General features: G+C 52.4%; 27 protein-coding genes. 9 read left to right on the top strand and 18 right to left on the bottom strand.

The window, feature by feature from the left end; translation table 11 throughout:
• Positions 1-140: 140 nt before the first annotated feature.
• The gene (locus TOLA_RS14610) at positions 141-431 is read right to left on the bottom strand and encodes a type II toxin-antitoxin system RelE family toxin (RefSeq protein ID WP_015879892.1); all 291 of its coding nucleotides are present in this window, start codon (positions 429-431) and stop codon (positions 141-143) included.
• A complete protein-coding gene (locus TOLA_RS14605) occupies positions 421-669 on the bottom strand; it encodes a type II toxin-antitoxin system Phd/YefM family antitoxin (protein ID WP_015879891.1) in 249 nt (82 codons plus the stop codon). Before TOLA_RS14605 ends, TOLA_RS14610 begins: the two co-directional genes overlap by 11 nt.
• Before the next feature lie 251 nt (positions 670-920).
• Here TOLA_RS14605 and TOLA_RS14600 point away from each other — a divergent pair, with 251 nt between their 5' ends.
• The 9 genes from TOLA_RS14600 (at position 921) to TOLA_RS16400 (ending at position 7,613) form a co-directional block, all read left to right on the top strand.
• On the top strand, positions 921-1,190 hold the full coding sequence (locus TOLA_RS14600; RefSeq protein WP_015879890.1) for a type II toxin-antitoxin system TacA family antitoxin: 270 nt from the start codon (positions 921-923) through the stop codon (positions 1,188-1,190).
• On the top strand, positions 1,187-1,720 hold the full coding sequence (locus TOLA_RS14595) for a GNAT family N-acetyltransferase (protein WP_015879889.1): 534 nt from the start codon (positions 1,187-1,189) through the stop codon (positions 1,718-1,720). Before TOLA_RS14600 ends, TOLA_RS14595 begins: the two co-directional genes overlap by 4 nt.
• A 135-nt stretch (positions 1,721-1,855) precedes the next feature.
• Positions 1,856-2,113, top strand: a complete 258-nt coding sequence (locus TOLA_RS14590) for a type II toxin-antitoxin system Phd/YefM family antitoxin (RefSeq protein ID WP_015879888.1) — start codon at positions 1,856-1,858, stop codon at positions 2,111-2,113.
• Entirely contained in the window at positions 2,101-2,403 is a 303-nt protein-coding gene (locus tag TOLA_RS14585; RefSeq protein WP_015879887.1) for a type II toxin-antitoxin system RelE/ParE family toxin, read from the top strand. Before TOLA_RS14590 ends, TOLA_RS14585 begins: the two co-directional genes overlap by 13 nt.
• Positions 2,404-2,505: 102 nt before the next feature.
• Positions 2,506-2,748, top strand: coding sequence for a type II toxin-antitoxin system Phd/YefM family antitoxin (locus TOLA_RS14580; protein ID WP_015879886.1), 243 nt, complete (start codon positions 2,506-2,508; stop codon positions 2,746-2,748).
• Positions 2,745-3,008 (top strand): Txe/YoeB family addiction module toxin, encoded by a 264-nt coding sequence (locus TOLA_RS14575; protein ID WP_015879885.1) that lies wholly within the window; start codon positions 2,745-2,747, stop codon positions 3,006-3,008. Before TOLA_RS14580 ends, TOLA_RS14575 begins: the two co-directional genes overlap by 4 nt.
• 254 nt (positions 3,009-3,262) lie before the next feature.
• Positions 3,263-4,429, top strand: a complete 1,167-nt coding sequence (locus TOLA_RS14570; RefSeq protein WP_015879884.1) for a nucleotide sugar dehydrogenase — start codon at positions 3,263-3,265, stop codon at positions 4,427-4,429.
• A gap of 134 nt (positions 4,430-4,563) precedes the next feature.
• Positions 4,564-5,385 (top strand): hypothetical protein, encoded by an 822-nt coding sequence (locus TOLA_RS14565; protein WP_015879883.1) that lies wholly within the window; start codon positions 4,564-4,566, stop codon positions 5,383-5,385.
• Positions 5,386-5,465: 80 nt separating this feature from the next.
• On the top strand, positions 5,466-7,613 hold the full coding sequence (locus TOLA_RS16400; protein WP_015879882.1) for a YjbH domain-containing protein: 2,148 nt from the start codon (positions 5,466-5,468) through the stop codon (positions 7,611-7,613).
• A gap of 230 nt (positions 7,614-7,843) precedes the next feature.
• Here TOLA_RS16400 and TOLA_RS14550 read toward each other — a convergent pair whose 3' ends face one another.
• From TOLA_RS14550 to TOLA_RS14475, 16 genes are all read right to left on the bottom strand, one after another.
• On the bottom strand, positions 7,844-10,636 hold the full coding sequence (locus tag TOLA_RS14550; RefSeq protein ID WP_015879881.1) for a bifunctional diguanylate cyclase/phosphodiesterase: 2,793 nt from the start codon (positions 10,634-10,636) through the stop codon (positions 7,844-7,846).
• Between the two features lie 163 nt (positions 10,637-10,799).
• The gene (gene norR, locus TOLA_RS14545; protein WP_015879880.1) at positions 10,800-12,365 is read right to left on the bottom strand and encodes a nitric oxide reductase transcriptional regulator NorR; all 1,566 of its coding nucleotides are present in this window, start codon (positions 12,363-12,365) and stop codon (positions 10,800-10,802) included.
• 58 nt (positions 12,366-12,423) lie between these two features.
• Positions 12,424-13,107 carry a SanA/YdcF family protein gene (locus tag TOLA_RS14540; protein WP_015879879.1) on the bottom strand — a complete coding sequence of 228 codons (684 nt, stop codon included), beginning with the start codon at positions 13,105-13,107 and terminating at the stop codon, positions 12,424-12,426.
• Positions 13,108-13,224: 117 nt separating this feature from the next.
• Complete coding sequence (gene lipA, locus TOLA_RS14535) at positions 13,225-14,190, bottom strand: lipoyl synthase (RefSeq protein WP_015879878.1); 966 nt, start codon at positions 14,188-14,190, stop codon at positions 13,225-13,227.
• Positions 14,183-14,860 carry a lipoyl(octanoyl) transferase LipB gene (lipB, locus tag TOLA_RS14530; protein ID WP_015879877.1) on the bottom strand — a complete coding sequence of 226 codons (678 nt, stop codon included), beginning with the start codon at positions 14,858-14,860 and terminating at the stop codon, positions 14,183-14,185. The genes lipA and lipB overlap by 8 nt, the downstream gene beginning before the upstream one ends.
• A 96-nt stretch (positions 14,861-14,956) precedes the next feature.
• Complete coding sequence (ybeD, locus tag TOLA_RS14525) at positions 14,957-15,220, bottom strand: DUF493 family protein YbeD (protein WP_041609937.1); 264 nt, start codon at positions 15,218-15,220, stop codon at positions 14,957-14,959.
• Positions 15,221-15,305: 85 nt separating this feature from the next.
• On the bottom strand, positions 15,306-16,547 hold the full coding sequence (locus tag TOLA_RS14520; protein WP_015879875.1) for a D-alanyl-D-alanine carboxypeptidase family protein: 1,242 nt from the start codon (positions 16,545-16,547) through the stop codon (positions 15,306-15,308).
• A gap of 146 nt (positions 16,548-16,693) precedes the next feature.
• On the bottom strand, positions 16,694-17,350 hold the full coding sequence (locus TOLA_RS16395) for a septal ring lytic transglycosylase RlpA family protein (RefSeq protein ID WP_015879874.1): 657 nt from the start codon (positions 17,348-17,350) through the stop codon (positions 16,694-16,696).
• Positions 17,351-17,376: 26 nt separating this feature from the next.
• A complete protein-coding gene (locus tag TOLA_RS14510) occupies positions 17,377-18,147 on the bottom strand; it encodes a septal ring lytic transglycosylase RlpA family protein (protein WP_015879873.1) in 771 nt (256 codons plus the stop codon).
• Positions 18,137-19,108 carry a lytic murein transglycosylase B gene (gene mltB / locus TOLA_RS14505; protein WP_015879872.1) on the bottom strand — a complete coding sequence of 324 codons (972 nt, stop codon included), beginning with the start codon at positions 19,106-19,108 and terminating at the stop codon, positions 18,137-18,139. Before mltB ends, TOLA_RS14510 begins: the two co-directional genes overlap by 11 nt.
• An 11-nt stretch (positions 19,109-19,119) precedes the next feature.
• Positions 19,120-20,223: a rod shape-determining protein RodA gene (gene rodA, locus TOLA_RS14500; protein WP_015879871.1), complete on the bottom strand. Its 1,104-nt coding sequence runs from the start codon at positions 20,221-20,223 to the stop codon at positions 19,120-19,122.
• Complete coding sequence (gene mrdA / locus TOLA_RS14495; protein WP_015879870.1) at positions 20,220-22,106, bottom strand: penicillin-binding protein 2; 1,887 nt, start codon at positions 22,104-22,106, stop codon at positions 20,220-20,222. The genes rodA and mrdA overlap by 4 nt, the downstream gene beginning before the upstream one ends.
• 3 nt (positions 22,107-22,109) lie before the next feature.
• Positions 22,110-22,580: a 23S rRNA (pseudouridine(1915)-N(3))-methyltransferase RlmH gene (gene rlmH, locus TOLA_RS14490; protein WP_015879869.1), complete on the bottom strand. Its 471-nt coding sequence runs from the start codon at positions 22,578-22,580 to the stop codon at positions 22,110-22,112.
• 3 nt (positions 22,581-22,583) lie between these two features.
• Positions 22,584-22,919, bottom strand: a complete 336-nt coding sequence (gene rsfS / locus TOLA_RS14485) for a ribosome silencing factor (RefSeq protein ID WP_015879868.1) — start codon at positions 22,917-22,919, stop codon at positions 22,584-22,586.
• 69 nt (positions 22,920-22,988) lie between these two features.
• Positions 22,989-24,026 carry a DNA polymerase III subunit delta gene (holA, locus tag TOLA_RS14480; RefSeq protein WP_015879867.1) on the bottom strand — a complete coding sequence of 346 codons (1,038 nt, stop codon included), beginning with the start codon at positions 24,024-24,026 and terminating at the stop codon, positions 22,989-22,991.
• A complete protein-coding gene (locus TOLA_RS14475; RefSeq protein WP_015879866.1) occupies positions 24,026-24,517 on the bottom strand; it encodes an LPS-assembly lipoprotein LptE in 492 nt (163 codons plus the stop codon). Before TOLA_RS14475 ends, holA begins: the two co-directional genes overlap by 1 nt.
• Positions 24,518-24,519 lie beyond the last annotated feature (2 nt).

Genomic DNA, 24,519 nt, shown 5'->3' with positions numbered 1-24,519 from the left:
GCTGCCACCGCACTAATGACCCGGAAAACCGAAGAGATATTATCGTTGTTAAGGCAGTAACGGAGTAGGGGAGCTGAGGCGATCCTGCTTGAAGTCAGCTGATTTCAGCTTGGTAGTTGCCTGCGGATAAATCGCAAAATCTATTGGTCAATTCGGTGTATCGCGGCTTTATAAACTTCGCTTCTTTCGCGTTTTCCGACCGATAGCACAATAACTGTAATAATGCCGTCTTCGACTTGATACACCAACCGATAACCTGACTGGCGCAATTTGATTTTATAGAGATTTTCAGCTCCTGATAGCTTAGCTGCTGGTACATGCGGATTTTCCAACCGCTCAAGCAGTTTCTTTTTCAACTGCTCCCGAACAGTTGAACCTAGCTTGCTCCACTCTTTTTGGGCTGATTTTTTAAATTCTAATTTATAGGTCATTGATGTCTACCGCGATACTCGGCTCATCCTGACGCTCTCTGGCTATTGCCAACAACTCCAGATCTTCAAGACGATCCATCAAGAGTTCATAAGCTTCAGCGGGTACACAGTAGAATGCGGGTTCGTTTCTATTTAATACGGCAACGGGTTCGCCATAACCACTACCAACCACTTTCATTGGATTTGCCTTGAGTTCGGTTATGCTAGCTGCAACATCAGCAAGAATTCTGGCTGTCATGATAAAACCTCTTAAGCAGTCTTTTATCAGGTCATTATAGAGGTCTTAGTGATGATTTTCCATACAGTAACCTCACTCACGTCGTCACTTACGAGAAAATCGTTTAACAAAATTTTCATGTCGGATGGCACTATGTGCCGCCGCATAAAACGAAGTTATGAGCTTTTTGTACGTATGCTCTCCGTACATTGTGAATGATGATTATTTAGCCTATACTCTGTACGGAGTCTTTCCGTACAACCGAGGTATTTATGGCTACTGCCCGATTAGATTTACGCATTGATGAAGAAGTCAAAGCTAAGGCCGAAAAAGCATCTGCTTTGCTTGGTCTTAAAAGCTTAACTGAATATGTTGTTCGCCTTATGGATGAAAACGCCAGTAAAGTCATTTCCGAACACGAAAGCATTACAGTTAATGATGACATTTTTGATCAATTCATGGCTGCATGTGAAACAGCTAAAGAGCCTAATGCCGCATTGAAAAATGCCCTCTCCTTTACTCGGGAGCAAGGGATCAAGTGAACTGGTCTGATCAATTTGTTGAACTCGATAAATCGACTCACGACAGAGACTCTTTTGATTGTGGCGAAACCGAATTAAATGAGCTCATTCAAAAATTTGCCGCGAAGCATATGCATGCGGGTATCAGCAGAACCATGGTGTTACCCGCAACAACGGCGTTACCTGACAACAAAAATCCGATTTGTGCTTTTTATACTATTGCGCCAAGTTCCATTCGTCGTGAATCATTACCCGAGATGTTGGCTAAAAAATTACCACGTTATCCGATCCCTGTATTTTTACTGGCACAACTGGCTGTGCACGAACGTTATCAGGGCAGTGGTTTAGGTAAAATTGCGCTCATCAAAGCGCTCGAATACTTGTGGCAGGTTAATGGCTATCTACGAGCCTATGCGGTAGTTGTTGATTGCTTAAATGAGAAAGCTGCACAGTTTTACTGCAAATATGGTTTTGAATTGCTGTGTGAAAATAACGGCAGAAAACGCATGTATCTTTCCATGAAAACCATCGGCCAACTGTTCAGCTCATAACAAAATTTTCATGTCGGAGATGTGGACCTCAATGGCACTATGTGCCGCCGCATAAAACGAAGTTAGCTGCTGATTTGTTGCAACCCTCCGAGTGATAGAATAGTATCACTTTTGTATTGTGACAGGAGTAGCCACATGAAAGTTGAATTAGTAACTTCATTGAAACGACAGGCCACGAAGATCCTTGCTGATCTACACGAGTCTAAAGAACCCATTTTGATCACTGAGCATGGCAAACCATCTGCTTATCTCATTGATGTGCAAGATTATGAATATATGCAGAATCGCCTGGCTATTCTTGAGGGGATCGCCAGAGGCGAACGCTCACTTTCTGAAGGTAGAACGCTTACTCACAATGAAGCCAGGGGCAAAATGTCAAAATGGCTCAAATAATCTGGACTGAATCTGCACTACAAGACTTAAATGATATCGCTGAATATATTGCCATAGAAAATGTTGTTGCAGCCGAACAGTTAGTCGAAACTGTTTTTGCTAAAGTTGAACGTCTCGAACTTTTCCCTGATTCAGGGCGCATCCCCCCTGAACTACCGCACTTGAGCTATCGCGAAGTAGTTGTTAGCCCTTGTCGCGTATTTTACAAACAAGATGAATCACAGGTGTTTATCTTATTCGTCATGCGAGAAGAAAAAGATTTCCGACGGTTTATTTTAAGCAAGCAATAGGCAGCTAATTAAAAGTTAACCTGCTTAAAAGCGGTGCATAAATCCACTTGCAAAGTGTACGACATTACGTACGATTACCCTCTGCATTACGGAGGTCATATTATGAAAACTTTAACTGCGACTGAAGCCAGAACGAATCTCTATCGTCTTATCGATCAGACAGCCGAATCTCATCAGCCTATTGCTATTTCCGGCAAGCGAGCCAGTGCCATTTTGATTTCCGCCGATGACTGGGAGTCAATTCAGGAAACACTTTATCTTCTGTCCGTCCCTGGCATGCGTGAATCCATCAAAGAAGGCATGAACGAATCTATTGATTCCTGTTCCAGGGAGCTGGATTGGTGAGCTGGCAACTGGTTTATACAAAACAAGCTCAAAAAGATGCCAAAAAACTGGCCGCAGCGGGTTTAAAAGAGAAAGCCCAAGCATTACTTAAAGTGCTCGAAAATAACCCTTATCAGAATCCCCCGCCCTATGAAAAACCGGTTGGCGATTTACAGGGGGCGCTTTCAAGACGCATCAATATTCAGCACCGATTGGTTTATGAAGTTTTTGAAGTTGAAAAAACGGTGAAAGTTATGCGTATGTGGACGCATTACGAATAATTTCATCCGCCCTACCGCATTGTTTATCTGCTGAAAACTGATGAAGTACAAGTCATCAGGGTTTGGCGAAGCGAACGATTATTAAAACTGATGTAATGATCGATAAGGTCAAAAGCGAACTTAACAAAATTTTCAGTCGGATGGCACTACGCGCCGCCGTTCACTCTCCTGATTCTGCTATGATCCTGCTCATCGCTGCACGTCTGATGCAGAGCACAGATATAAACTACCGTATTTGAATAAGGACTATAACAATGAAAATTGCCGTTGCCGGGACCGGTTATGTCGGTTTGTCCAATGCCATTCTGATGGCGCAGCACCATGAAGTGGTGGCGCTGGATGTGGTGCCGGAAAAGGTGCGTCAGCTCAATGATCGCGTGTCGCCGATTGTTGATACTGAAATCGAAGATTATCTGAAAAACAAAAAACTCAACCTGCGCGCGACGCTGGATAAACACGATGCCTATCAGGGCGCGCAGTTTGTCATTATCGCCACGCCGACTGACTACGATCCGGAAACCAACTATTTCAACACTTCGTCGGTGGAGTCGGTGATCCGTGATGTGCTGGCGATCAATCCGCAGGCGGTGATGGTGGTTAAATCCACGGTGCCGGTTGGCTTTACCGCGCGCGTCAAACAGCAGTTCGGTTGCGATAACATTCTGTTCTCACCGGAGTTTTTACGCGAAGGCCGCGCGCTGTACGATAACCTGCATCCTTCCCGCATTATTGTTGGTGAACGTTCCGAACGGGCCGAAACCTTTGCCAAACTGCTGCTGGAAGGGGCGATCAAGCTGGATATCCCGGTATTATTTACCGATTCCACCGAAGCCGAAGCCATCAAGCTGTTCGCCAATACCTATCTGGCGATGCGGGTAGCCTATTTCAACGAGCTGGATACTTACGCGCAGAGTCTGGGCCTCGACAGCAAGCAGATCATCGAAGGGGTAGGGCTCGATCCACGCATCGGCACGCATTACAACAACCCTTCCTTTGGTTACGGCGGTTATTGCCTGCCGAAAGACACCAAGCAGCTGCTGGCGAACTACAATCAGGTGCCGAACACCCTGATCCGCGCGATTGTGGATTCCAACACCACGCGGAAAGATTTCATTGCCGATGCCATCATCAAGCGTAAGCCGAAAGTGGTGGGTGTTTATCGTCTGATCATGAAAGCCGGCTCGGATAACTTCCGCGCCTCCGCCGTGCAGGGCGTAATGAAACGCATCAAGGCCAAGGGCATTGAAGTAGTGGTGTATGAGCCGGTGCTGAAAGAAGACGAGTTCTTCAAATCCCGCGTCATCCGCGATCTGAACGAGTTCAAGGCGATGTCCGATGTGATTATTTCCAACCGGATGGTGCCGGAACTGAGTGATGTAGCGGAAAAAATCTTTACCCGCGATTTGTTTGGTAAAGATTAGTTAAAAAATCGGGTATAAAATTCAAGGCATAGCCATTTGGTTATGCCTTTTTAGTGTTAAGATGCTGTTAATTATCATCGCAGGTAAGCGTTGGTGGTTGTTCTGACCGCCGCATAAAAAATGAGGGATATTCCATGAAATTAAAACAGTTAGTGGTTGCAGTGAGCTTGTCTCTGGGTCTGGTTGCATGTGGCGGCGGCGGTTCGTCATCATCTTCATCTTCCGATTCATCTTATGATTTTAAAGTGACCGCGGTAGATGGTTATCTGAACAACGCCATTGTGACCGCGACTTGTGGTACTCAGACCTTCACCGGTGTTACCGATGAAAACGGTGAAGTACAGCTGGATACCAATGGTATCGACAGCAAAGATTGCTCTGTGGTGATCACGGCCAATCCGGATGGTTCCACCACCGATATGGATACCGGTGAAACCTATGCCGCCGGTGAGCTGTATCTGGTGAGCCCGGCCGGTCAGGACAAAACTGACCTGATTGCCAGCCCATTCACCACTATGGTCGCGCTGCTGATGGAAAGTTCAGGCGATCTGGATGCGGCGATTGCCGAAGTGGCGCTACAGTTCGGCATTGCTCCATCGCTTGTTACCGGTGACTTTATTGCTGCGCAGGCTGCGGATACGGAGCTGAAAGAAGAAGCACAGAAAGCCGCACTGAAAGCGACAGCACTGCTGGCATCACTGCCGCAAACCGCGGATGAATTTGCCGCTGATGTAGCTGATACATCGACAACGCAGACCCTGATTGCCAAGCTGCTGAAAATCAATGATGCAGTAGAAGCGGAGATCGCCGAGCTGGAAAACAGCGGTACTGATTTATCTTCGGTGATCATCACCGTTGAAGTCGCGGCTGATGGCAGTGTGACCACTGTTGTGGAAGATAAACCGCAGGCGACCGGTGCAACCGATTCTTCTGTTGGCGGCGGTACCGGCAGCTAACCCTCCCGGGTTTCATGCATTGTTTTCATGTTTTCATAAGGCAGCTTCGGCTGCCTTTTTTCGCTTACGGAGAGACGATTTTGCGTTTACAGCAGATCAGCTGGGGTACCGCGCTGTTATTAGGCTGCCTGCCTGTCATGGCTGAGGATTTTCAGCACAGTCTGGCACAGGAGCCGTATACCGGCCTGCTTAAAACCCCGAACGCGCAGGTGGCCGACTATGGCCTGGCACAGTTTGATTTTTCCAATGCTATCGAGCGTAATTCCGGTTACATCGATGGCTATAACTACATGGCGACCGCCGGTCTGTTTCCGGGGCTGGAAGTGACGGGGCGCATCGCCACACAGGAGCATGACAGCCACTGTTTTACCGAAAACTGCGGTATCCGTGATCTGTCGGCATCTGCCAAATATCAGCTGCCGTTTATTCCGAAAGAGTGGTTTGACGTGGCTATCGGCGCCCGTGATATGGGTGGGGCGGCGAATAATTTCCGGGCCTATTACGGTGTGATCAGTAAGCAGTGGCAGCAGTTGCGTTTCACGGCCGGGGCCGGCACCTCGGAGAGTCCGCTGGGGCAGCTGGATGGTCCGTTCGGCGGGGTGGAATGGCAGCCGTTCGGCTGGCTGCAGTTGCTGGCAGAATACGACGCTAATTCGGTGAATCTCGGTGCCAAGCTGTTTACCCCGCAGCAGTGGTCACCGAACGGCTGGCAGGCGTACACCTCGGTGCAGGCTTATCAGCAGGAAGACCGCGCGGAACGTGATTACTGGTTCGGCGTCGGGGTGAAAGTGCCGATGTGGCTGGGCAGCAAACACAGCGCCGCCGCCGTGCAGTCAAACCGGGTTACGCCGGAAGAAATCGCCGAGGTAAATCAGCGGATTGCCAGCGTGAGTCAGCAGGCGACAACCGCATCTTCTGCTACAGCCGTTTCCGCACCCGCCACGGTGACACCGGCACCGGTATCAGCCAATTTTGAGCAGACGGCATCGGCAGTGACTAAACCCGTGATTGCTGACACGCAGCCGCTGGTGGCACAGTTACAGCAGGCCGGCTTTGAAAGCATTCAGGCCGCTGTCATTGATAATCAGCTGGTGGTGGCACTGGAGAACAACCGCTACAACTGGAACGAGCTGGATGCTCTGGGCGTTGCGCTGGGCCTGATGGCGGACTATGCGCCGGAACAGACCCGCGATCTGCAGCTGATCCTGCTCAATCAGAAACTGCCGGTGCTCTCGGTGAGCACAACCCGTAGCTGTGCGCTGGCTTATCTGCAGCAGACAGGCAACTGTGACAACCGGACGACCTTCTTCGACGTTTCCACCCGTGATCTGACGAAGCAGCTGGCGAAGCTGAAAGCGCCGCCGGAAACCAATAATGCCTCATTCCGCCCGCGTCTGGTGGTGGCCCCGGCGATCCGCTCCAATATCGCGACCGAATACGGTGTGGTGGACTATTCGCTGGCGCTGAGCAGTAACCTGCAACTGCCGCTGTGGCAGGGCGCGATGTTCGATACCCGCCATTTTGCGCCGCTGTCGGAAAGCGATGACTATGAGGATGGCGCGCTCTGGGCGAACAGCCGTTACGAAAGCGAGTTCGACCGCGTGCTGGTGCATCAGGCGTTCCGTCTGCCGGTGGATCTGTTCACCAAGTTCTCCGCTGGCCGCATCATGTCGGATTACGAAGGTGTGCAGAACGAAACCCGCTGGGAATCCGCGCAGGGCGTTCATCGCGTTAAACTGGAAACCGCCCGCTTTACCAATGATGAGCGCGATCATACTGCCACGCCGATCCTCGGTTCTTACCGCTATTACAAGGCAGACTGGGACTGGGCCGGTGAGCTGACGGTGGGTGAGTTCTGGGAAGGCGATAAAGGTTACAAACTGGTATCGAAACACTGGTTTGGCGACACCGAGATCCGCCTGTTCCTGCGCGACACCCGCGAGCAGATCGCCGGCATCGAGTTCGCCATCCCGCTGACGCTGCGTCAGGATATGAAACCGATCCGCTTCGGCCAGATCCGCGGCACCGAGCAGTTTGCCTACGGCATCGAATCGCTGGTCGGCAAGGATCACAACCGCCTCACCAGCGGCATCGGCATCACCCCGGCACTGACGCACAACGTCGATCAGGTCTACTTCAACCGCGACCGCCTGAACCCGGTCTACGTGGAGTCGCACCTCATCCGCCTGCGCGAAGCGTATCAGAAGTACGTAGTGGCCGCGAAATAAGCCATCCCGCTCCGGCATAAAAACGAAACCCCGCGAAAGCGGGGTTTTTGTTTTCAAATTCAGGACTGAGTTCTATGAAGCCAGTTTCGACTCCTGAAAGTGTGCTTTTACGTTTTTCTCAGCCAGCAGTTCCTGAAATACATGCGGATGTTTTAAGCAAATACGAATCAGGGTATCCATGGCAACACTTATCATAAGATAAAGAAAGGGCTTGTTTGTCGTGAATCTATTCACATCAAACTGGTTTTATCCGCTGCGTTTTTCTCAAACAGCGCAAACACTTCTTCAGCCGGCATCGGGCGGTAATAATAAAAGCCCTGGATCTCACTGACGCCCAGCGCTTTGATTTTCAGCATCTGTTCGTACGTTTCCACACCTTCTGCCACCATCGGCAGGTTCAGGTCTTTCGCCATATTGATGATGGCGCGCACCAGTGCTTCACCCTGCTGACCATCCATCAGCCGCAGCACAAAGCTGCGATCGAGCTTCACCACATCCAGCGGATACTGACACAGCGTGTTCAGCGCCGAATAGCCGGTACCAAAATCATCCAGTGCCAGATTAACGCCCAGTTGTTTGATCTGCTCCATCCGTTTGACGGATTCGGCCGGACGTTCAATCAGCATGCTTTCGGTAATCTCAATCACCAGCTGTTCCGGGCTCAGTTTGGTTTTTTCCAGTGTGCTGACCAGATTATCCAGCAGTGCGGTGCTCGAGAAATGGTGCGCAGAAAAGTTAACATGCACCGAGAGGGCCGGCTTTTGCTGGTCACTGCGCATCTGGTTCAGGTGCTGAATAAACTGGCAGGCCTGTGTCAGTACCTGTTCGCCGAGTTCCACAATCAGGTTGCTTTCTTCTGCCATCGGGATAAAACGGCACGGAGAGATCGCCCCCCGTTCCTTATGCTGCCAGCGGGCCAGCGCCTCAAAACCGACGATCTCGCCACTGTCGCAGCAGACTATGGGCTGGAAGACCGGCTTGATCTGTCCGTTACGGATCGCAGATGGCAGATCGCGCTGGATGGCGAGCGTTTCCAGTGCTTCCTGATACATCCGGTGGCTGAACACCTGAATACGCTTACTCTGTTTTTTGCTGGCTTTGCTCATCGCAAAATCGGCGCAGCGTAATACATCCTCGACCGTTTTGTACTCTTTGCCACCGATGATCACGCTGATGGTCGTAGAGATTTCCAGTGACACGCCATCAATAATCAGTGGTTGCAGCAAGCGGTGCTGGATCTTGTGGCTCAGCCGCACCGGCTGATAGACGGTGGCGATCTGCGGAATGAAGATCACAAATTCATCACCGCCAATGCGGGCCAGTGTTGCCGGGCCGGATGCGGCATATTCCTGTTCCAGACGTAACGCGATGGTCTTGATCACCCCGTCGCCGATCTCATGGCCAAAGGTGTCATTAATGGCGCGGAAACGGGTCAGGTTGATGTACAGCAGCGCGAAGCGGTGGTTGTCAGTCAGCTGTTTCAGTACCGGCTGCATGCGCTGGATCAGCGCATACCGGTTCGACAACCCGGTCAGACTGTCGTTGAACACCAGCTGACGGATTTTAGTCTCCTGCAGGCGGCGCTCAGAGATATCGTTCATCGAAATCAGCAGCGCCTGCCGACCCTGATGATCAATCGGCGTGATATGCAGTTCGCAGGGCACCAGCCGGCCGGAATGACCGGCAATATTCCACTCAAAGTTATATTCTTTTGCTGCGATCTGCTGATAAAACCGCGCACAGTCAGCCGAGGGAGTCCCGGCCGTGTACAGCAGATTATCCAGATGACGGCCAATCAGATCCCCCATGCTGTCATTGCCCAGCATGGTTGCCGCCGCCTGATTGGCACTTAACACCCGTTTTTCATGTGTGATGAGCATGGGCTGGCGGGCATTTTCATAGACGGCCTGCAGTTTGTTCTCAACTTCTTCCAGCGCGTCATGGGTTTCCAGTTTGGTTGTCAGCAAGTTATTCACGACCCGGCTGATCATGGAAATCTCATCCTGCGCATCGTCCTGGCGCAATGGCTGCGTGTAATCATTTTGCGCCAGGCGTTTCAGACCCTCTTCCAGAATATGCAGCCGCGTGCCCAGACTCCGGCGCAATTCCCGGAAAAACAACAGACTGATCAGGATGCCACCCAGCAGGCAGAAGATGGCCAGCAGGAGTAACGCGCTTTTGCTGCTCTGATAATATTCTCTGGGAGCGGTAATTTTGAGGATAGCGGCCGGTTGCTGGTGGAGGTCCGGCAGAATACTGAACACGGTGATCTGTTCATCGGAAAGCTGTTCTGCGTAACTCAGCTTTTGCCGGAATAAGGCATCCGCAATCGTCTGCGGTAACGCCCCCGGCATAATGCTGAGCAACTGAGTGTCATGCTGCAGCACTGTTTCATAGCGTTGCGGGAAAAAGTGATGGATGCTTTTGGCCCAAATCATCCAGCCACCGACATCCGAGCTCATGTTACCGGCGGTGACCGGCGTTAAGGTCGTCAGCATCGGGTTGCCGCGTAAAGAGATAATACCAGCCACCGATTTAAGCACTGGCTGGGGCGTCTTCAGCAGTTGTTGCAACGAGGGGCCCATCCCCTGTGCGGACAGCAATTCAGTCAGCAATGCCGGACTGAGCGGATCGGATCTGTCCGCAGTGGCATTAAGCTGTGCGCCTTCCACGTAATCCCCGTTCCGGGATAAAAACACCATTAAATCAACGTCATTGATCTTTAATGAGTCCGCATTGAGGTTGCGCTCGTAATAATCCGCATCACCGAGTGTGAGCAGTTCAAACGTTTCATCCCAGAACGCCCAGTCACCGGAGCGTCGCGCCATGTCATCCAGTTTGATCTGGATCGTCTGCTGTGCCTGACGATTAGCCGCAATGGTCGCTTTCAGTTCCAGAGCGTTAATTTCATGCAGGAAAAAGAACCGGGTCAGCAAAATGCTCATACCGAGGATCATCAGAAGGCCACTGCCGAACAGCAGTGCGGTACGAGTGGAAAGCTTGATATTTTTTAGCGACAGCAACGGCGAACTCCATTCAGATGATTAACATACCGCTGGACTGTTATAAAAATATTACATTTGGCATGTTTTTGCGTAATGCGTGCCGGCAACGTTGCCCCCGGACTTGCGTTACAGTGTGCCTTTTTCATCTGACATTGCACAGTGTTTAATAGTAAAAGACTGATTAAACACACTTTATTCCGAGCCTTTGTGCCAGCCGGTTAAGATTGGCCCGGTCAGTTTTAAGCTGGCGGGCGGTGGCTGACCAGTTCCCCTGATTGGCTTCCAGACTCTGCAGGATCAACTCCTTCTGGTAGCTGTCCACCGCGTCACGTAAGCCTTGCTCTGCCGACAGGGCGATAACCGGGGTACTGCTCTCTTCTGCTGCAACTGATTCGGTTAGCTGCTGCACCGGTACCGGCAGATCCAGATGTTCCGCCAGAATCAGCGGGCGACCTTCTTTGTGTCGGGTCGCTTTCAGACTGGCCCGCATCAGCAGATGCTCCAGTTCGCGGACGTTGCCCGGCCAGTCATACGCCTGCATGGCCAGCAATGCCTGCGGGTGCAGACCGATCTGACGTAAACCCAGACGGGTTCTGGCCTGATCGAGAAAATAACTGCTGAGGGTATCCAGATCCGCGATATGTTCACGCAGCGGGGGAACCGCGATCGGGTAGACTTTCAGCCGGTGGTAGAGATCGCTGCGGAAACGGCCATCGGCCACTTCCTGCTCTAAATCACGGTTAGTGGCGGCAATCAGACGGACATTCACGCGCAGCAATTTATCCGAGCCGACCCGCTGGATCTCGCCCTGTTGCAGGGCGCGCAGCAGTTTGGCCTGCAGGCTTAACGGTAATTCACCAATCTCATCCAGAAACAGCGTGCCGCCATCGGCCAGTTCAAATTTACCGGCCCGGTTGCTGGTGGCTCCGGTAAATGCACCTTTCACATGACCGAACAGTTCACTTTCTGCGATCTGTTCCGGCAGCGCGGCACAGTTCACATGCACCAGCGCCTGTTCGCTGCGGCGGGAGCGGGCATGCAGTGTCCGTGCGACCAGCTCTTTGCCGGTGCCGGTTTCACCGGTGATCAGCACCGCCAGATCGGTGCTGGCCACCATATCGATCTCTTCGCGCAGCTTCCGCATCAGCGGGCTGTTGCCGATCAGTTCGCCTTCGCGGCGACGGGCATCGCGGACCAGCTCCTGTGCCAGTTCCTGTTGCTGTGCCCGGCCATGTTCCAGTGCCCGGATCAGGGCTACATTGCGTAACGTGGCGGCGGCCAGTGCGGCAAACGCGGCCACCGTCATATCATCCACATCGTCAAACCGCCCCGGTGCCAGAGCATCAAGCGTCAGAACGCCAACCAGTTGCCGATCCACATACAGACTGCAACCCATGCAGGAGTGCACATCTGCCGTGCGTTCGCGGTCGACTGCCAGCCAGCCGTCAAACGGGTCGGGGAGTTCGGCATCGGCCGGAAAACGCACCGGCTCCCGTTCCTGCAGGATCGCCTGCAAGCGCGGATGTTCTGCCGGCAGAAAACGCTGACCAATGAGTTCCGGCGCCAGTCCCATGGCGGCAACAGGCACCAGCTCGCCTTCATTCAGCTGCATCAGCGCAACCGCATCGCAGGGCAGAACGTCACAGATGGCCTGAACCAGACGCTGAAATTGCAATTCGCCGGGCATGGAAGTGGAGAGACCGACCGCGATTTGTAACCAGGCATGATCAAGTGTGGGTTGTGACATTACATATACTCAAAATGCATCATTAGAACGGCGAGTATCAATACCCTTTTTTCCGTATTTATTCCACTTCAATTTGTTCACCCATGAAGCGGGGCTCACGTTCCCAGATATACACATCAAACAGGCACCACAAGCGGGCAAAAATTTCTCTGGTCCGGGTTTTAAAACCGGTATAGGCATCCACATCGCGGGCATTAAATCCGATCACATCCAGTTTATGGTGGCGGGCAAGATAGATGGCCCGTTCATTCTGGAAACGCTGCGAGACGACGGTAAAACGGGTCTGGCCAAACACGCCATGCGCCCGCAGGATCGAATCCAGCGTCCGGAAACCGGCGTAGTCACTGTAGATGGCCCGTGCCGGAATGCCGCGTTTCAGCAGTTCACGGCGCATTTCCCGCGGCTCGTTGTAGCTCATGTGGGCGTTATCGCCGGAAACGATGATTTGACTGATTTTGCCGCTGAACCAGAGATCTGCCGTGGCATCAATCCGGTTCTGAAAATACTGATTCAGGCCACCGCTGATCAGATACTTGGAGGTGCCCAGCACCACGGCAACTTTATTGTAGGGGACCTTTTCCACATTATCGTAGGTATATTGCCGCTCATGGCTGATCACCTGATTGGCGAGCCACAGCAGAAGAAACAGGGTCACTGACAGTGTTATGACCGTCCGGCGGATGATCCGGCGCAGACGCGGCGTAAAGATTGTCGTGACGAATTGAATAAAGCGAGTCAGCAAAACCGGGATATTCCTGCAAATCGAAAGTGGAACACCGATATGATACTGGATTGAAGTAGGAAATACACGGGTCGGATAAGCAGGTCAGTATCCATATGAAGATACTGACCCGGAAGGTTATTTGACCTCTTGGCCCTGCGCCTGCAGGTCGGCGTGATAAGACGAACGGACAAACGGGCCGCAGGCGGCATGCGTGAATCCGAGATCCAGCGCGATCGCTTTCAGCTCATCAAATTCCTGTGGCGGCACATACCGTTTTACCGGCAGATGGTGGCGGCTCGGCTGCAGATACTGGCCCAGTGTCAGCATGGTTACACCGTGGGCCCGCAGATCTTTCAGCACCTGTACGATCTCGTCGTTAGTTTCCCCCAACCCCATCATCAGACCGGATTTGGTCGGCAGATCTGGGTGCAGCTCTTTCATCTTCTGCAGTAACTTCAGTGACCAGGCATAGTCAGCGCCCGGGCGCGCCATGCTGTACAGTCGCGGGGCAGTTTCCAGATTATGGTTAAACACATCCGGTGGTGTCTCACGGAAGACATCCAGCGCCTTGTCCATCCGGCCACGGAAATCCGGGGTCAGCGTTTCAATGCGGGTATTCGGTGAAGCGAGGCGGATCTCCCGAATACAATCAGCGAAATGCTGAGCACCACCATCGCGCAGATCGTCACGATCCACGGAAGTGATTACCACATATTTCAGTGCCATTTCGCGAATGGTATTCGCCAGTTTTTTCGGTTCATCTGCATCCGGCGCCAGCGGTTTGCCGTGGGCCACATCGCAGAACGGGCAGTGCCGGGTACAAATCGCACCCAGGATCATGAAGGTCGCGGTGCCGTGGTTAAAGCATTCTGACAGGTTAGGGCAGGAGGCTTCTTCACACACCGAATGCAGATTGTTCTTCCGCATGATGTTTTTGACGTTCTGGATCTTCTCGTCTGTTTTTGGCAGACGAATGCGCATCCAGTCAGGCTTTTTCAGCTGTTCCCCTTCCTGTTCCGGCAGAAATTTTACCGGGATCAGTGCCATTTTATCAGCATCGCGCAATTGCACGCCGGGTTGAACAGTAATTGGTTTAGTCATGAGTTTCCTCGCAAGCGGGGGCATAAATAACGGCATCGCCGTCCTGCCACTGAGTGATCCCTAACTGCTGGGTAAAAGCGTGCAACAAGCCCTCTGCTGCTTCGGCCACGTTGGCGGGGCCACCCAGACTACTGCACTGCGTCATTGCCAGACCGGCATAGCCGCACGGGTTAATGTGCTGAAATGGCGTTAAATCCATCGCCACGTTGAGTGCCAGACCGTGAAAGGAACGACCATGGCGGATTCGTAAACCTAAAGACGCTATTTTGGCGTTATTAACATACACCCCCGGCGCATCGGCACGGGCAACGGCTTCAATATCATAATTTGCTAACAAACGGATAACAGATTGTTCCAGTGTAGTGATCAGTTCACGCACCCCGACACCCAGACGGCGGACATCCAGCAACGGATAAAACACCAGCTGGCCGGGGCCATGATAGGTGACTTGTCCGCCACGATCGCTTTGTACAACCGGAATAGAAGTGTTATGCAACAGATGTTCGGGCTTGCCGGCTTGCCCCTGGGTATAAACCGGGGGATGTTCGACCAGCCAGATCTCATCCGCGGTATCAGGTGTCCGCTGATTGGTGAAGGCCTGCATGGCATGCCAGATTGTTTCGTAGGGCTGTAACCCTAACCGCCGGACAATCAGAGAGGAATGCTGCAAAATTGTTTCCGCTTTGTTGCAATTTTGCTTAATTATAATGAGGTCGCTGGCAAATACCAGCGACTTGTGTCGTATAAAAGCACAACTTTTGTAGTGTTATAGCACAACCCGGACCAGTTCGATCGCGCCCAGTGCGGAGTACATGGTTTCCAGGTGTTCTTTGCTCTGTGCAGTGACCGTGACGGTTACGGACAGGTAGTTACCCTTACTGCTGGGTTTGATGCTGGGCAGATAGTCACCCGGTGCATGTTGCTGTAATACGGCAACCACCTGATCGGCCAGCGTTTCATCGGCTACGCCCAGAACTTTAAACGGGAATTGGCAGGGAAAATCCAGCAACTCATCAAATTTGGTATTCAAGCCCATATTCATACCTCAAGCTTGTGAATTAAAACGAAGAAGGCCCGTCTCAGCGGGCCTTCAGGGGAACTGGTTACAGTACCTGTCAGCCGATCAGCTGCTGGAACAGCAAGACCAGATAATCCCACAGACGACTGAAAATGCCGCCTTCTTCCACGGTATCCAGTGCTACCAGCGGATACTGTGCCACATCTTTACCATCGATGCGCAGGAAAATGGTCCCTACGGTTTCACCCTTCTGGATCGGAGCATGCAGATCACGGGTCAGCTGGAAATCAGCTTTCATTTTCGCGGCTGAACCACGTGGTGCCAACAGATTGATGTCACGGTCAGTACCGAGACGGATCTCGCTCTTGTCGCCCATCCAGATGCGTTGGGTAGCCAGTTCCGCACCCTGTTTGTACGGCTGGATGTTCTGGTAGAAACGGAAACCATAGGTCAGCAGTTTCTTGCTTTCTTCCGCACGTTGCTGTTCGCTGTTCGAGCCGATGATCACGGAAATCAGACGCATGCCTTCCGGGCCGGTGGCTGAAGCTACCAGGTTATAGCCGACTTCACTGACGTGACCGGTTTTGATGCCATCAACGACCAGTGTTTTATCCCACAGCAGACGGTTACGGTTGTGCTGGGTGATACCATTGAAGGTGAAATCTTTCTGTGAATAGATGGCATATTCATTTGGCAAATCGCGGATCAGTGCCTGACCCATACGTGCCATGTCATGTGCGGTGGAGTAGTGATCCACGTTATGCAGACCATGCGCATTCACAAAGTGGGAATTGCTCATGCCCAGCTTTGCCGCCCACTGGTTCATCAGGCTGGCAAATGAATCTTCCGAGCCGGCAATATGTTCGGCCATCGCGATACAGGCATCGTTACCGGACTGAATGATGATGCCTTTGTTCAGGTTATCAACACTGACCTGTTTACCGACTTCGATAAACATTTTGGATGAATCACCGTAGTTTTTGGCCCAGGCATTCTGGCTGATGGTCACCATATCCGTTGGCTTGATACGTCCGGACTTCAGCTCCTGACCAATGACATACGAGGTCATCATTTTGGTCAGGCTGGCAGGTGGCAGACGTTCTTCGGTATTTTCGCCAACCAGGATCTGGCCACTGTTATAGTCCATCAGCAGATGTGCTTTTGCCGAAATCTGCGGCGGGCTTGGCAGAGCCACTGGTGCCGGTGCCGGCATCGGTTTCGGATCAGGCGTTGGCATCGGGTTTGGTGTCGGGGTTGGGGTTGCAGTTTCTGCGAAGGTGGCAGCACTGATACCGAATGCGGCTGTCAACAGAACAAGTTTCGCCAGTTTCAACTTCATGATCCTTATCTATCCGGAGGTGGTCTGATCCGGGTGATCAGACCTAGCCAGTTTGAAATCGCGGTCACTATAACAAAACCCGACCGGAGGAGGCACTCAAAACTGACTACAAAAAACAGAAATGAGGGCTTTTTATGTTAGCGGCTTCAGTTGCGGGAGGAAAGCAGCAGCGGGGAGGCGGCATTGATTAATTCTATTTTTACCCGGACGACACCATCTTCCACGATGCCCAGACGGGCAGCGGCACCATACGAGAGATCCAGCAAACGATCGCCGACAAACGGACCGCGATCATTGACCCGGACGACCAGCGTGCGGCCATTGTCCAGATTGGTGACATGAATAAAACTGGGTAGCGGCAGGCTCTGGTGTGCGGCAGAAATTGCATATTGATCATACACTTCACCATTGGCAGTCAGACGGCCATGAAAGCCGGGACCATACCAGGAAGCCAGTCCTTCAGCGGTGTATTCCTTAATATCCTTCCAGATAGGATAGTATTTGCCATCGATTTCATAACCGTTATTGCCTCGCTGACTGGGGGCTTCATACACCGGGGACAGCAACCCCATTTTCCGGCGCTGGCGGGGAGTCATCCGTGCATATTCTTCATCGTTCACGATGGGCCCGGCATACTCTTTGAACTGAAAGCCGGAATAACTGCCAATGTCAGTCCGCACCGTCATTTTGGTCGGCCGCATCCGATAGCTCACTTCCTGTGACGTGCAGGCGGAGAACAGCGCGGCCAGCAGCAGAACGCGGCTGCAACGGTAAAGTACGGTTGTTGTGACTGAAAAACGCATGCTCATCCCTGTGAGTTGGTATCGGATCAGTTAAGAAAAAAAGCCCCGCCGAAACCGGATCCCTTTAGCTTAGATAATAGTTGTTCTGCCTGCGGTTTTTCCAATGGCCCCACATGTAATTTATACATGTTGTTGACGGTAACCAGACGGGGCGGAACGCCATAGCGGTGCTCGACATCGGAAGCCACCTGTCTGGCTTGCTTTAAATTGTTGGTTGCCAGCAGCTGGATCGTGCGGGATTGATGCTGCGCAATCAGTTGGTCGGCGTTGGCCGGCCGGGGCGGATGGATCAGTTCAACATTCACCCGGGCAGTACCGGAACCGATGATCCCCAGGCGGGAGGCGGCACCGTGTGACAGATCGAGAATACGATCACCATGGAACGGCCCCCGATCATTCACCCGGACAATCAGCCGGCGGCCATTTTCCAGATTGGTGACCCGCAGATAACTGGGTAACGGTAAATTCTTGTGTGCGGCGGAGATATCTTCCTGATTATACAGCTCGCCATTCGAGGTGTATTTACCATGAAATCCCGGGCCATACCACGAGGCGGTGCCTTCGGTGGAGTATTGCTGAATACCATTCCACACCTTGTAGGGCTGACCGAACACTTCATAGTCTTTGTTGCCAATCCGGCTGGGCGGTTCGAAACGGGGAACGGCTCCATTGACATCGATCAGTGGTTTTTTCGGTTTAACCGGCGTGGAGGGTGTGGATGGTTGCTGACTGCTGCAGGCAGCCAGCAAGAGTAACGAGAGAAAACAAGCAACAAAGTTATACGGTTTAACGACCATAGTATTGTTTCGCGATCTGCTGACTCAGGTTATGAACCGCCATGGCATACAGCGGACTTTTATTATAGCGGGTAATGACATAAAAATTCTGACGCGCGACCCAGTATTCAGAATAGTCCGGTTGTGCATATTGCAGTAATGTGACCGGTGTATCTGCTTGCAGTGGCGTCTTCACCCGGACACCGGCATTCTGCAGTTCCTGCCAGCGCTGTTTCAGTTCGACCCGATCCTGAACTTTACCGGCTGCGGTTGGCCGGGTCAGCTGAGCTGCTTCCACCACCGCATCACCCATTTTCCAGCCGTGTTTATGGAAATAGTTGGCCACACTGCCAATGGCATCGGTCGGGTTGCTGAACAGGTCTTTATGACCATCACCATCAAAATCAACGGCATAGGTGAGGTAACTGGACGGCATAAACTGACCCATTCCCATGGCACCGGCATAGGAACCCTGCCGGGCTTTCAGATCCCAGCCCTGCTGATTGCCCAGCCGGATATAGTTGACGAATTCCTTGCTGAAAAACTCGGTGCGCGTTGGATGATAGAACGCCAGCGTATACAGCGAATCAAGCACCGGATGTTTGCCCATATTGCCGCCGTAGAAGGTTTCCACACCGATGATGGCCACAATCACACTGGCCGGCACGTTGAAGGTTCGCTCGGCACGGGCCAGATCCGCCGCGTGGGTACGCCAGAAATCAACCCCTTGCCGGATCCGTTTTTCTGTCAGAAACAGCGCTTCGTATTCATACCAGGGTTTGCTTTCTGCCGGACGTTTATACGCATCCAGCACGGCTTGACGAAAATCCGCCAGTCCGGTGGCGCGGGAAATCTGTGACATCGGTACGCCGGTCTGCTGGCTGAGTTCCTGCATCCGGGCAAGATCCTGCGGACGTAATGTTGCTGCCGCGGCGTCCGCAGCCATAAAGAGAGAAAGTCCCAGTGCGAGTAAACGTTTCATATTATTCCTGCTCAGGCTAAAAGTCGGCGATGGGTATGGATCGACATCAGAATACCAAAACCGGCACACAGCGTTATCATAGCGGTTCCGCCATAACTGACCAGTGGCAGGGGAACACCCACCACCGGCAGGATGCCACTGACCATCCCGATATTGATAAAGACATAAAAGAAAAAGGTCAGGGACAACGCACCGCCGAGCAAACGGTCGAAACAATTCTGCGCCTGCAGACTGATATGCAGGCAGCGGTACAGGATCAGCAGATACAGCACCATCAGCACGATAAAGCCCATCAGGCCAAACTCTTCGCCGATGACGGCAAAGATAAAGTCAGTATGCCGTTCCGGTAAAAAATCGAGCTGCGACTGCGTACCATTCAGCCAGCCTTTACCAAACAGACCGCCGGAACCAATCGCAATCTTGGATTGAATAATATGGTAACCGGTACCCAGCGGGTCGCTTTCCGGATTCAGGAAGGTCAGTACCCGCTGGCGCTGATAATCATGCATCAGGAAAAACCACATCACCGGCATAAAGGCGCACAGCAACACGCCGGCGCTGATGATCAGCCACCAGTTAATCCCGCCCAGAAAAATGACAAAGATGCCGGATACCGCCACCAGGATCGCGGTACCGAGATCCGGCTGTTCCGCGATCAGTAATGTCGGGATCAGCACCAGCGCCAGTGCAATGCTGACATGTGCCAGCCGTGGCGGCAGCGGATGCCGATCCATGTAGGCAGCAACGGTCATCGGCATCACGATTTTCAGAAATTCAGACGGCTGAAACTTGATGAAGCCGAGATCCAGCCAGCGCTGAGCACCTTTGCCGACATGACCGAAGATCATCACGCAGAGCAATAAAACGATACAGGCCAGAAATGCCGGCGGGGCCCAGCGGGCATAGAATGCCGGTGAAAACTGCGCCATTACCAGCATGACGGTGAATGCCAGTGCGGTATGTACCAGCTTATTGAACAGCATATCCGGATGCTGACCGGAGGCGGAATAAAGCACCACCATACTGAAGGCAATTAGGGCGATGATGGCAAACAGCAATGGCAGATCGACATGGATCTTCTGCCACAGCTGATATTTATTATTTTCTTCGTTCAATGTGCCGTCGCCTCATCATCTTTGATGCCATCGTCATATTTGCCAAGCAGGTAAGCGTCCATCATGGCGCGGGCAATCGGTGCTGCATTTTTGCCACCACCACCGGCATTTTCCAGAATAATGGCACAAACCACGGTGGGGTTATCATACGGTGCAAAACTGACGAACAATGCGTTATCCCGGTGTTCTGCTTTCAGTTTTTTGGCATCATAACGCTGGTTTTCTTTCATCCCCACGACCTGTGCCGTGCCTGATTTACCGGCTGCTTTATACGGTGTACCGGCAAAGGCATGACGACCGGAGCCTTCCGGTCCGTTATTAACCAGATACATCCCTTCCAGTGCGACACCCCAGTAACTGTCATCTTTTACCTGAATCGGTTCCTGTTCGGCGGGGATGATCCGCTGTTGTTTGTCGCCATTGCCAAACGCCATACCAATATGCGGCGTAATGATCCGGCCATGCTGTGTCAGAATACTGTGTGCCCGCGCCAGCTGGATCAGGGTTGAGGTCCAGTAACCCTGACCGATGCCCACGGAAATCGTATCACCCTGGAACCAGGGTTGGCGGTGCCGCTTCTGCTTCCATTCCCGGGATGGCATGATGCCGGTGCTTTCTTCAAAAACATCCAGACCGGAATAATTGCCGAAACCAAAGCGGGTCATGTATTCATTGATCTTGTCGATCCCCACGCGGTACGCCAGATCGTAGAAATAGGTATCCGCAGAGACTTCAATCGCGCGGTATACGTCCAGCCAGCCATGTCCGCCACGGCGCCAGTCACGGAACTTGCGTGCGGTCCCCGGGATCTGGAACGTCGCGCCACCGAAGTAGCGATAATAAGGGGTAATCGCGCCTTCATTCAGGCCCATAATGGCCAGCAGAGGCTTAACGGTTGAAGCGGGCGCATAGCCGCCCTGTGAAATCCGGTTGATCAACGGACGGTCCGGATCTTTCAGTAATGCGGCATACTCTTTGCCCGTGACACCACGGACGAAGATATTCGGGTCGTAGCTGGGGGCGGAGACAAACGCCAGTATCGAACCGTCACGCGGATCCATCATGACGATACCGCCCTTGCGGCCCTGCATGAGTTCGTAAGCGCGTTTCTGCAGCTTGATATCAATACCGAGGTAGAGATCCTGTCCGGCCTGCGGTGGCTGGAATTTCAGCGTACGTAACACCCGGCCTTTATTATTGACCTCGACTTCCTGATAACCTGCCTGACCATGTAATTGATCTTCATAGTATTTTTCGACACCTTGCTTACCGATATCGTGGGTCGCGGCATAGTTGGGCAATTTGCCGTCTTTATCCAGCCGTTGCAGATCTTTGGTATTGATCCGGGCAACATAACCCAGGGCATGTGTCAGTACATCGGCATACGGATAGTGCCGTTTCAGGTAGGCTTCAATGCTGCTGCCGGGAAAACGGTACTGATTGACAGAGAAGATCGCGACCTGCTCTTCGTTAAGCTGTTCTGCCACGGTGACCGGATTAAATTTCCGGTTATGCCGCGCTTCAGCCAGGATCCGCGGGATATTCTCAGGATCCAGTCCCAGCAGATCGGTCAGTTCCTGCACGGTCTGTTTCAGATTGGTCGTTTGTTCCGGGATCAGTTCCAGACTGAACTCCGGCTGGTTCTCCGCCAGTAATACGCCGTTGCGATCGAAGATCAAACCGCGCGGCGGAGCACTGGGGATCACTTTGATCCGGTTGCTGTTGGAACGGGTCTGATAATTCTGATACTGCTCTACCTGTAAATAATAGAGGTTGCCAAGCAGCATCGAGATCATCAGCGCAATGACGAATACAGAAAACCATACCCGTCGTGCAAACAGTGCACTTTCCTGCGCTTTGTTCTTAAAGGCAATCCGGGTCATGAGTTATTCGCGATGATAAGGATGGTTGGTGGTCAGACTCCATGCACGATAGAGGCTTTCTGCGACCACAATACGAACCAGCGGATGCGGCATGGTGAGCGCGGATAAACACCAGCTCTGTTCCGCTGCGGCTTTACAGGCCGGCGACAGACCTTCCGGGCCACCGATTAACAAAGCGACATCACGGCCATCCTGTTTCCAGCTTTCCAGTTGCTGTGCCAGCTGTGGCGTGGTCCAGTTTTTTCCGGGCAGATCGAGTGTCACAATGCGGCTTGATTTACCTACTGCGGCCAGTGCCTGTTCACCCTCTTTTTCCAGTATCCGGGCAATATCCGCGTTCTTCCCGCGTTTACCGGCAGGAATTTCGAGCAGCTCCAGCGGCATATCCTTCGGGAAACGTCGCTGGTATTCATTAAAGCCGGTGGTTACCCAGTCAGGCATTTTGGTGCCAACGGCAATAAGCTGGATCTTCATCGATCAGGCAGCCTTGCTATTACGGTTCCACAGTTTTTCCAGCTGATAGAGATGGCGTGCATCGTTTTGCATGACATGCACCATCACTTCACCCAAATCGACCATTACCCATTCGCCGTCACTGTTGTTATCCACACCAAACGGCATCATGCCGGCATGACGAATTTCTTCGGCAAGGTTTTCAGCGATTGAGCGTACATGGCGGTTAGAGTTACCGGTACAGATGATCATGCAGTCGGTAATGTCCGAAATGCCGTGTACGTCCAGCACCATAATATCGCTGGCTTTCATGTCGTCGAGCTTGTCTACGACGAAGTCTTGTAGTTGTTTACCTTGCAAGAAGATGTTCCTCCGGTTAATGAGCGCGCGATTATAGCATGCAGCTGTGCGGGATCAGCATTCGCTTTTTCAGAGTTGTACCGGTAAGGTAAAACGTAATGAAGTGCTGCCGCGAAATGCCAGTGAAAGGGTCTGCAGCCATTGCCAGGCTGTGGCACTGTCGAAGGTGCGGTTACTGCGATCCAGTTCGCTCATCATCCGTAACATGTCGCGTAACTGGTCCGCCGGCAGGCGTTGCATGGCCTGCTGTACCAGCGTTTGCCGGCTTGGCCATATTTTGGCCGCCTGCAGTAACGAGGTGAGTGGTTGGCGGGCATCCTGTGCCAGGCGTAATGACCAGAGCAGCTCCAGATCTTTGGCCAGCGCCCAGGTCAGCATACCGGGTTCAACCCCTTCATCCCGCAGCTGTGCCAGCATGCGCAGGGCGCGCTGACTCTTACCTTCCAGCAAGGTATCCAGCCATTTGAAGGGGTCAAAGACATTGTGCCGGGTGATGTTGTGCTGCAATACCGCCACGGTCAGTGGCTGGGGGAGTGCCAGCAGCGCGAGTTTTTCCAGCTCTTGGGCGGCTGCCAGCAAGTTACCTTCGAAGGCATGACACAGAAAGGTAATGCCATCATTGTCGATACGTAAGCCATTCTGCTGGCTGCGCAGTTTCATCCAGCGCGGGAAATAGCGGGCATCCGGCAAGGCGACCGGGATATAAATCCCTTGTTTATCCAGTGTCGTGAACCAGCCGCTTTTGCTCTGACTGCTGTTCAGTCGCGGGCCAAGAATAATCAGCAGCAGATCCGGGTGCAGTTGCTGCTGTAATTCGCTGATCCGTTCTGCCCACTCTTTTGGCAGTTTGTCACCCAGCTCGATCTCAATAATTTGCCGGCTGGAAAACAGACTCAGACTTTGACTGCAGGCATGAATATGATCCCATGGCAGCGGTTCTTCGCTGGCGCTGAAGCGGTAAACATCGGTAAAACCCTGTTCCCGGGCGACATGACGGATTTGCTGCAACGCTTCCATTTTCTGTAATGGTTCGTCGCCAAAAATAAGATAGCAGGCACGAAGGCCTGCTTGTAACTGTTCAGCTAATTGTTCGCTGAAGACCCGCATCAGAAGACGACACGGCTGAGCTGGATCAGGATCAGATCTGCGGTCTGAACTTCCATCTCATTGCGCAGTTGTGCCTGTTCGCGGGAAGAGGCCAGCGCCTGTGAGGATTTGTTCAGGAACACCCGGCTGAAGCGGGCACTGAATTTCTGCAGTGGTTTATGCGGCAGGGTGATGCTGTAATCGGTATTAAACAGCATCACATATTCCACGACCTGGCTGCGGTTATCCAGCGAGGCAGCACTGTTACTGACACTGATATTACCCAGATTCAGCACCGGAACCTCGTCGCTGCTGTCAACCAGCTTTACACCGGAATGACGCAGACGTGTGGTGACCAGGCGATAGATATCGCTGCGGTCATCACCTTCCACATGGATCGCTTTCAGCTGCGATGGCAGTAATTTTTCATCCATACTGCCCCGCATATGAAAACCACAACCGGTGAGCACGAGGCTCACCAGTATCATCACACCACAAACCAGTCGTTTCATAG

This window comes from Tolumonas auensis DSM 9187, assembly GCF_000023065.1.
Taxonomy (GTDB): domain Bacteria; phylum Pseudomonadota; class Gammaproteobacteria; order Enterobacterales; family Aeromonadaceae; genus Tolumonas; species Tolumonas auensis.
This window is presented reverse-complemented; position numbering and strand designations above follow the sequence as displayed.

Excerpts from the sequence above, each read along its gene's own strand:
- TOLA_RS14510 (WP_015879873.1), bottom strand. The coding sequence starts at position 18,147 with ATGGTCGTTAAACCGTATAACTTTGTTGCTTGTTTTCTCTCGTTACTC.
- TOLA_RS14600 (WP_015879890.1), top strand. The coding sequence starts at position 921 with ATGGCTACTGCCCGATTAGATTTACGCATTGATGAAGAAGTCAAAGCT.
- TOLA_RS14585 (WP_015879887.1), top strand. The coding sequence starts at position 2,101 with ATGGCTCAAATAATCTGGACTGAATCTGCACTACAAGACTTAAATGAT.
- mrdA (WP_015879870.1), bottom strand. The coding sequence starts at position 22,106 with ATGACCCGGATTGCCTTTAAGAACAAAGCGCAGGAAAGTGCACTGTTT.
- rlmH (WP_015879869.1), bottom strand. The coding sequence starts at position 22,580 with ATGAAGATCCAGCTTATTGCCGTTGGCACCAAAATGCCTGACTGGGTA.
- TOLA_RS14475 (WP_015879866.1), bottom strand. The coding sequence starts at position 24,517 with ATGAAACGACTGGTTTGTGGTGTGATGATACTGGTGAGCCTCGTGCTC.
- TOLA_RS14610 (WP_015879892.1), bottom strand. The coding sequence starts at position 431 with ATGACCTATAAATTAGAATTTAAAAAATCAGCCCAAAAAGAGTGGAGC.
- holA (WP_015879867.1), bottom strand. The coding sequence starts at position 24,026 with ATGCGGGTCTTCAGCGAACAATTAGCTGAACAGTTACAAGCAGGCCTT.
- TOLA_RS14520 (WP_015879875.1), bottom strand. The coding sequence starts at position 16,547 with ATGAAGTTGAAACTGGCGAAACTTGTTCTGTTGACAGCCGCATTCGGT.
- norR (WP_015879880.1), bottom strand. The coding sequence starts at position 12,365 with ATGTCACAACCCACACTTGATCATGCCTGGTTACAAATCGCGGTCGGT.
- lipA (WP_015879878.1), bottom strand. The coding sequence starts at position 14,190 with ATGACTAAACCAATTACTGTTCAACCCGGCGTGCAATTGCGCGATGCT.
- TOLA_RS14570 (WP_015879884.1), top strand. The coding sequence starts at position 3,263 with ATGAAAATTGCCGTTGCCGGGACCGGTTATGTCGGTTTGTCCAATGCC.
- TOLA_RS14605 (WP_015879891.1), bottom strand. The coding sequence starts at position 669 with ATGACAGCCAGAATTCTTGCTGATGTTGCAGCTAGCATAACCGAACTC.
- TOLA_RS16395 (WP_015879874.1), bottom strand. The coding sequence starts at position 17,350 with ATGCGTTTTTCAGTCACAACAACCGTACTTTACCGTTGCAGCCGCGTT.
- TOLA_RS14565 (WP_015879883.1), top strand. The coding sequence starts at position 4,564 with ATGAAATTAAAACAGTTAGTGGTTGCAGTGAGCTTGTCTCTGGGTCTG.
- TOLA_RS14590 (WP_015879888.1), top strand. The coding sequence starts at position 1,856 with ATGAAAGTTGAATTAGTAACTTCATTGAAACGACAGGCCACGAAGATC.
- TOLA_RS14580 (WP_015879886.1), top strand. The coding sequence starts at position 2,506 with ATGAAAACTTTAACTGCGACTGAAGCCAGAACGAATCTCTATCGTCTT.
- mltB (WP_015879872.1), bottom strand. The coding sequence starts at position 19,108 with ATGAAACGTTTACTCGCACTGGGACTTTCTCTCTTTATGGCTGCGGAC.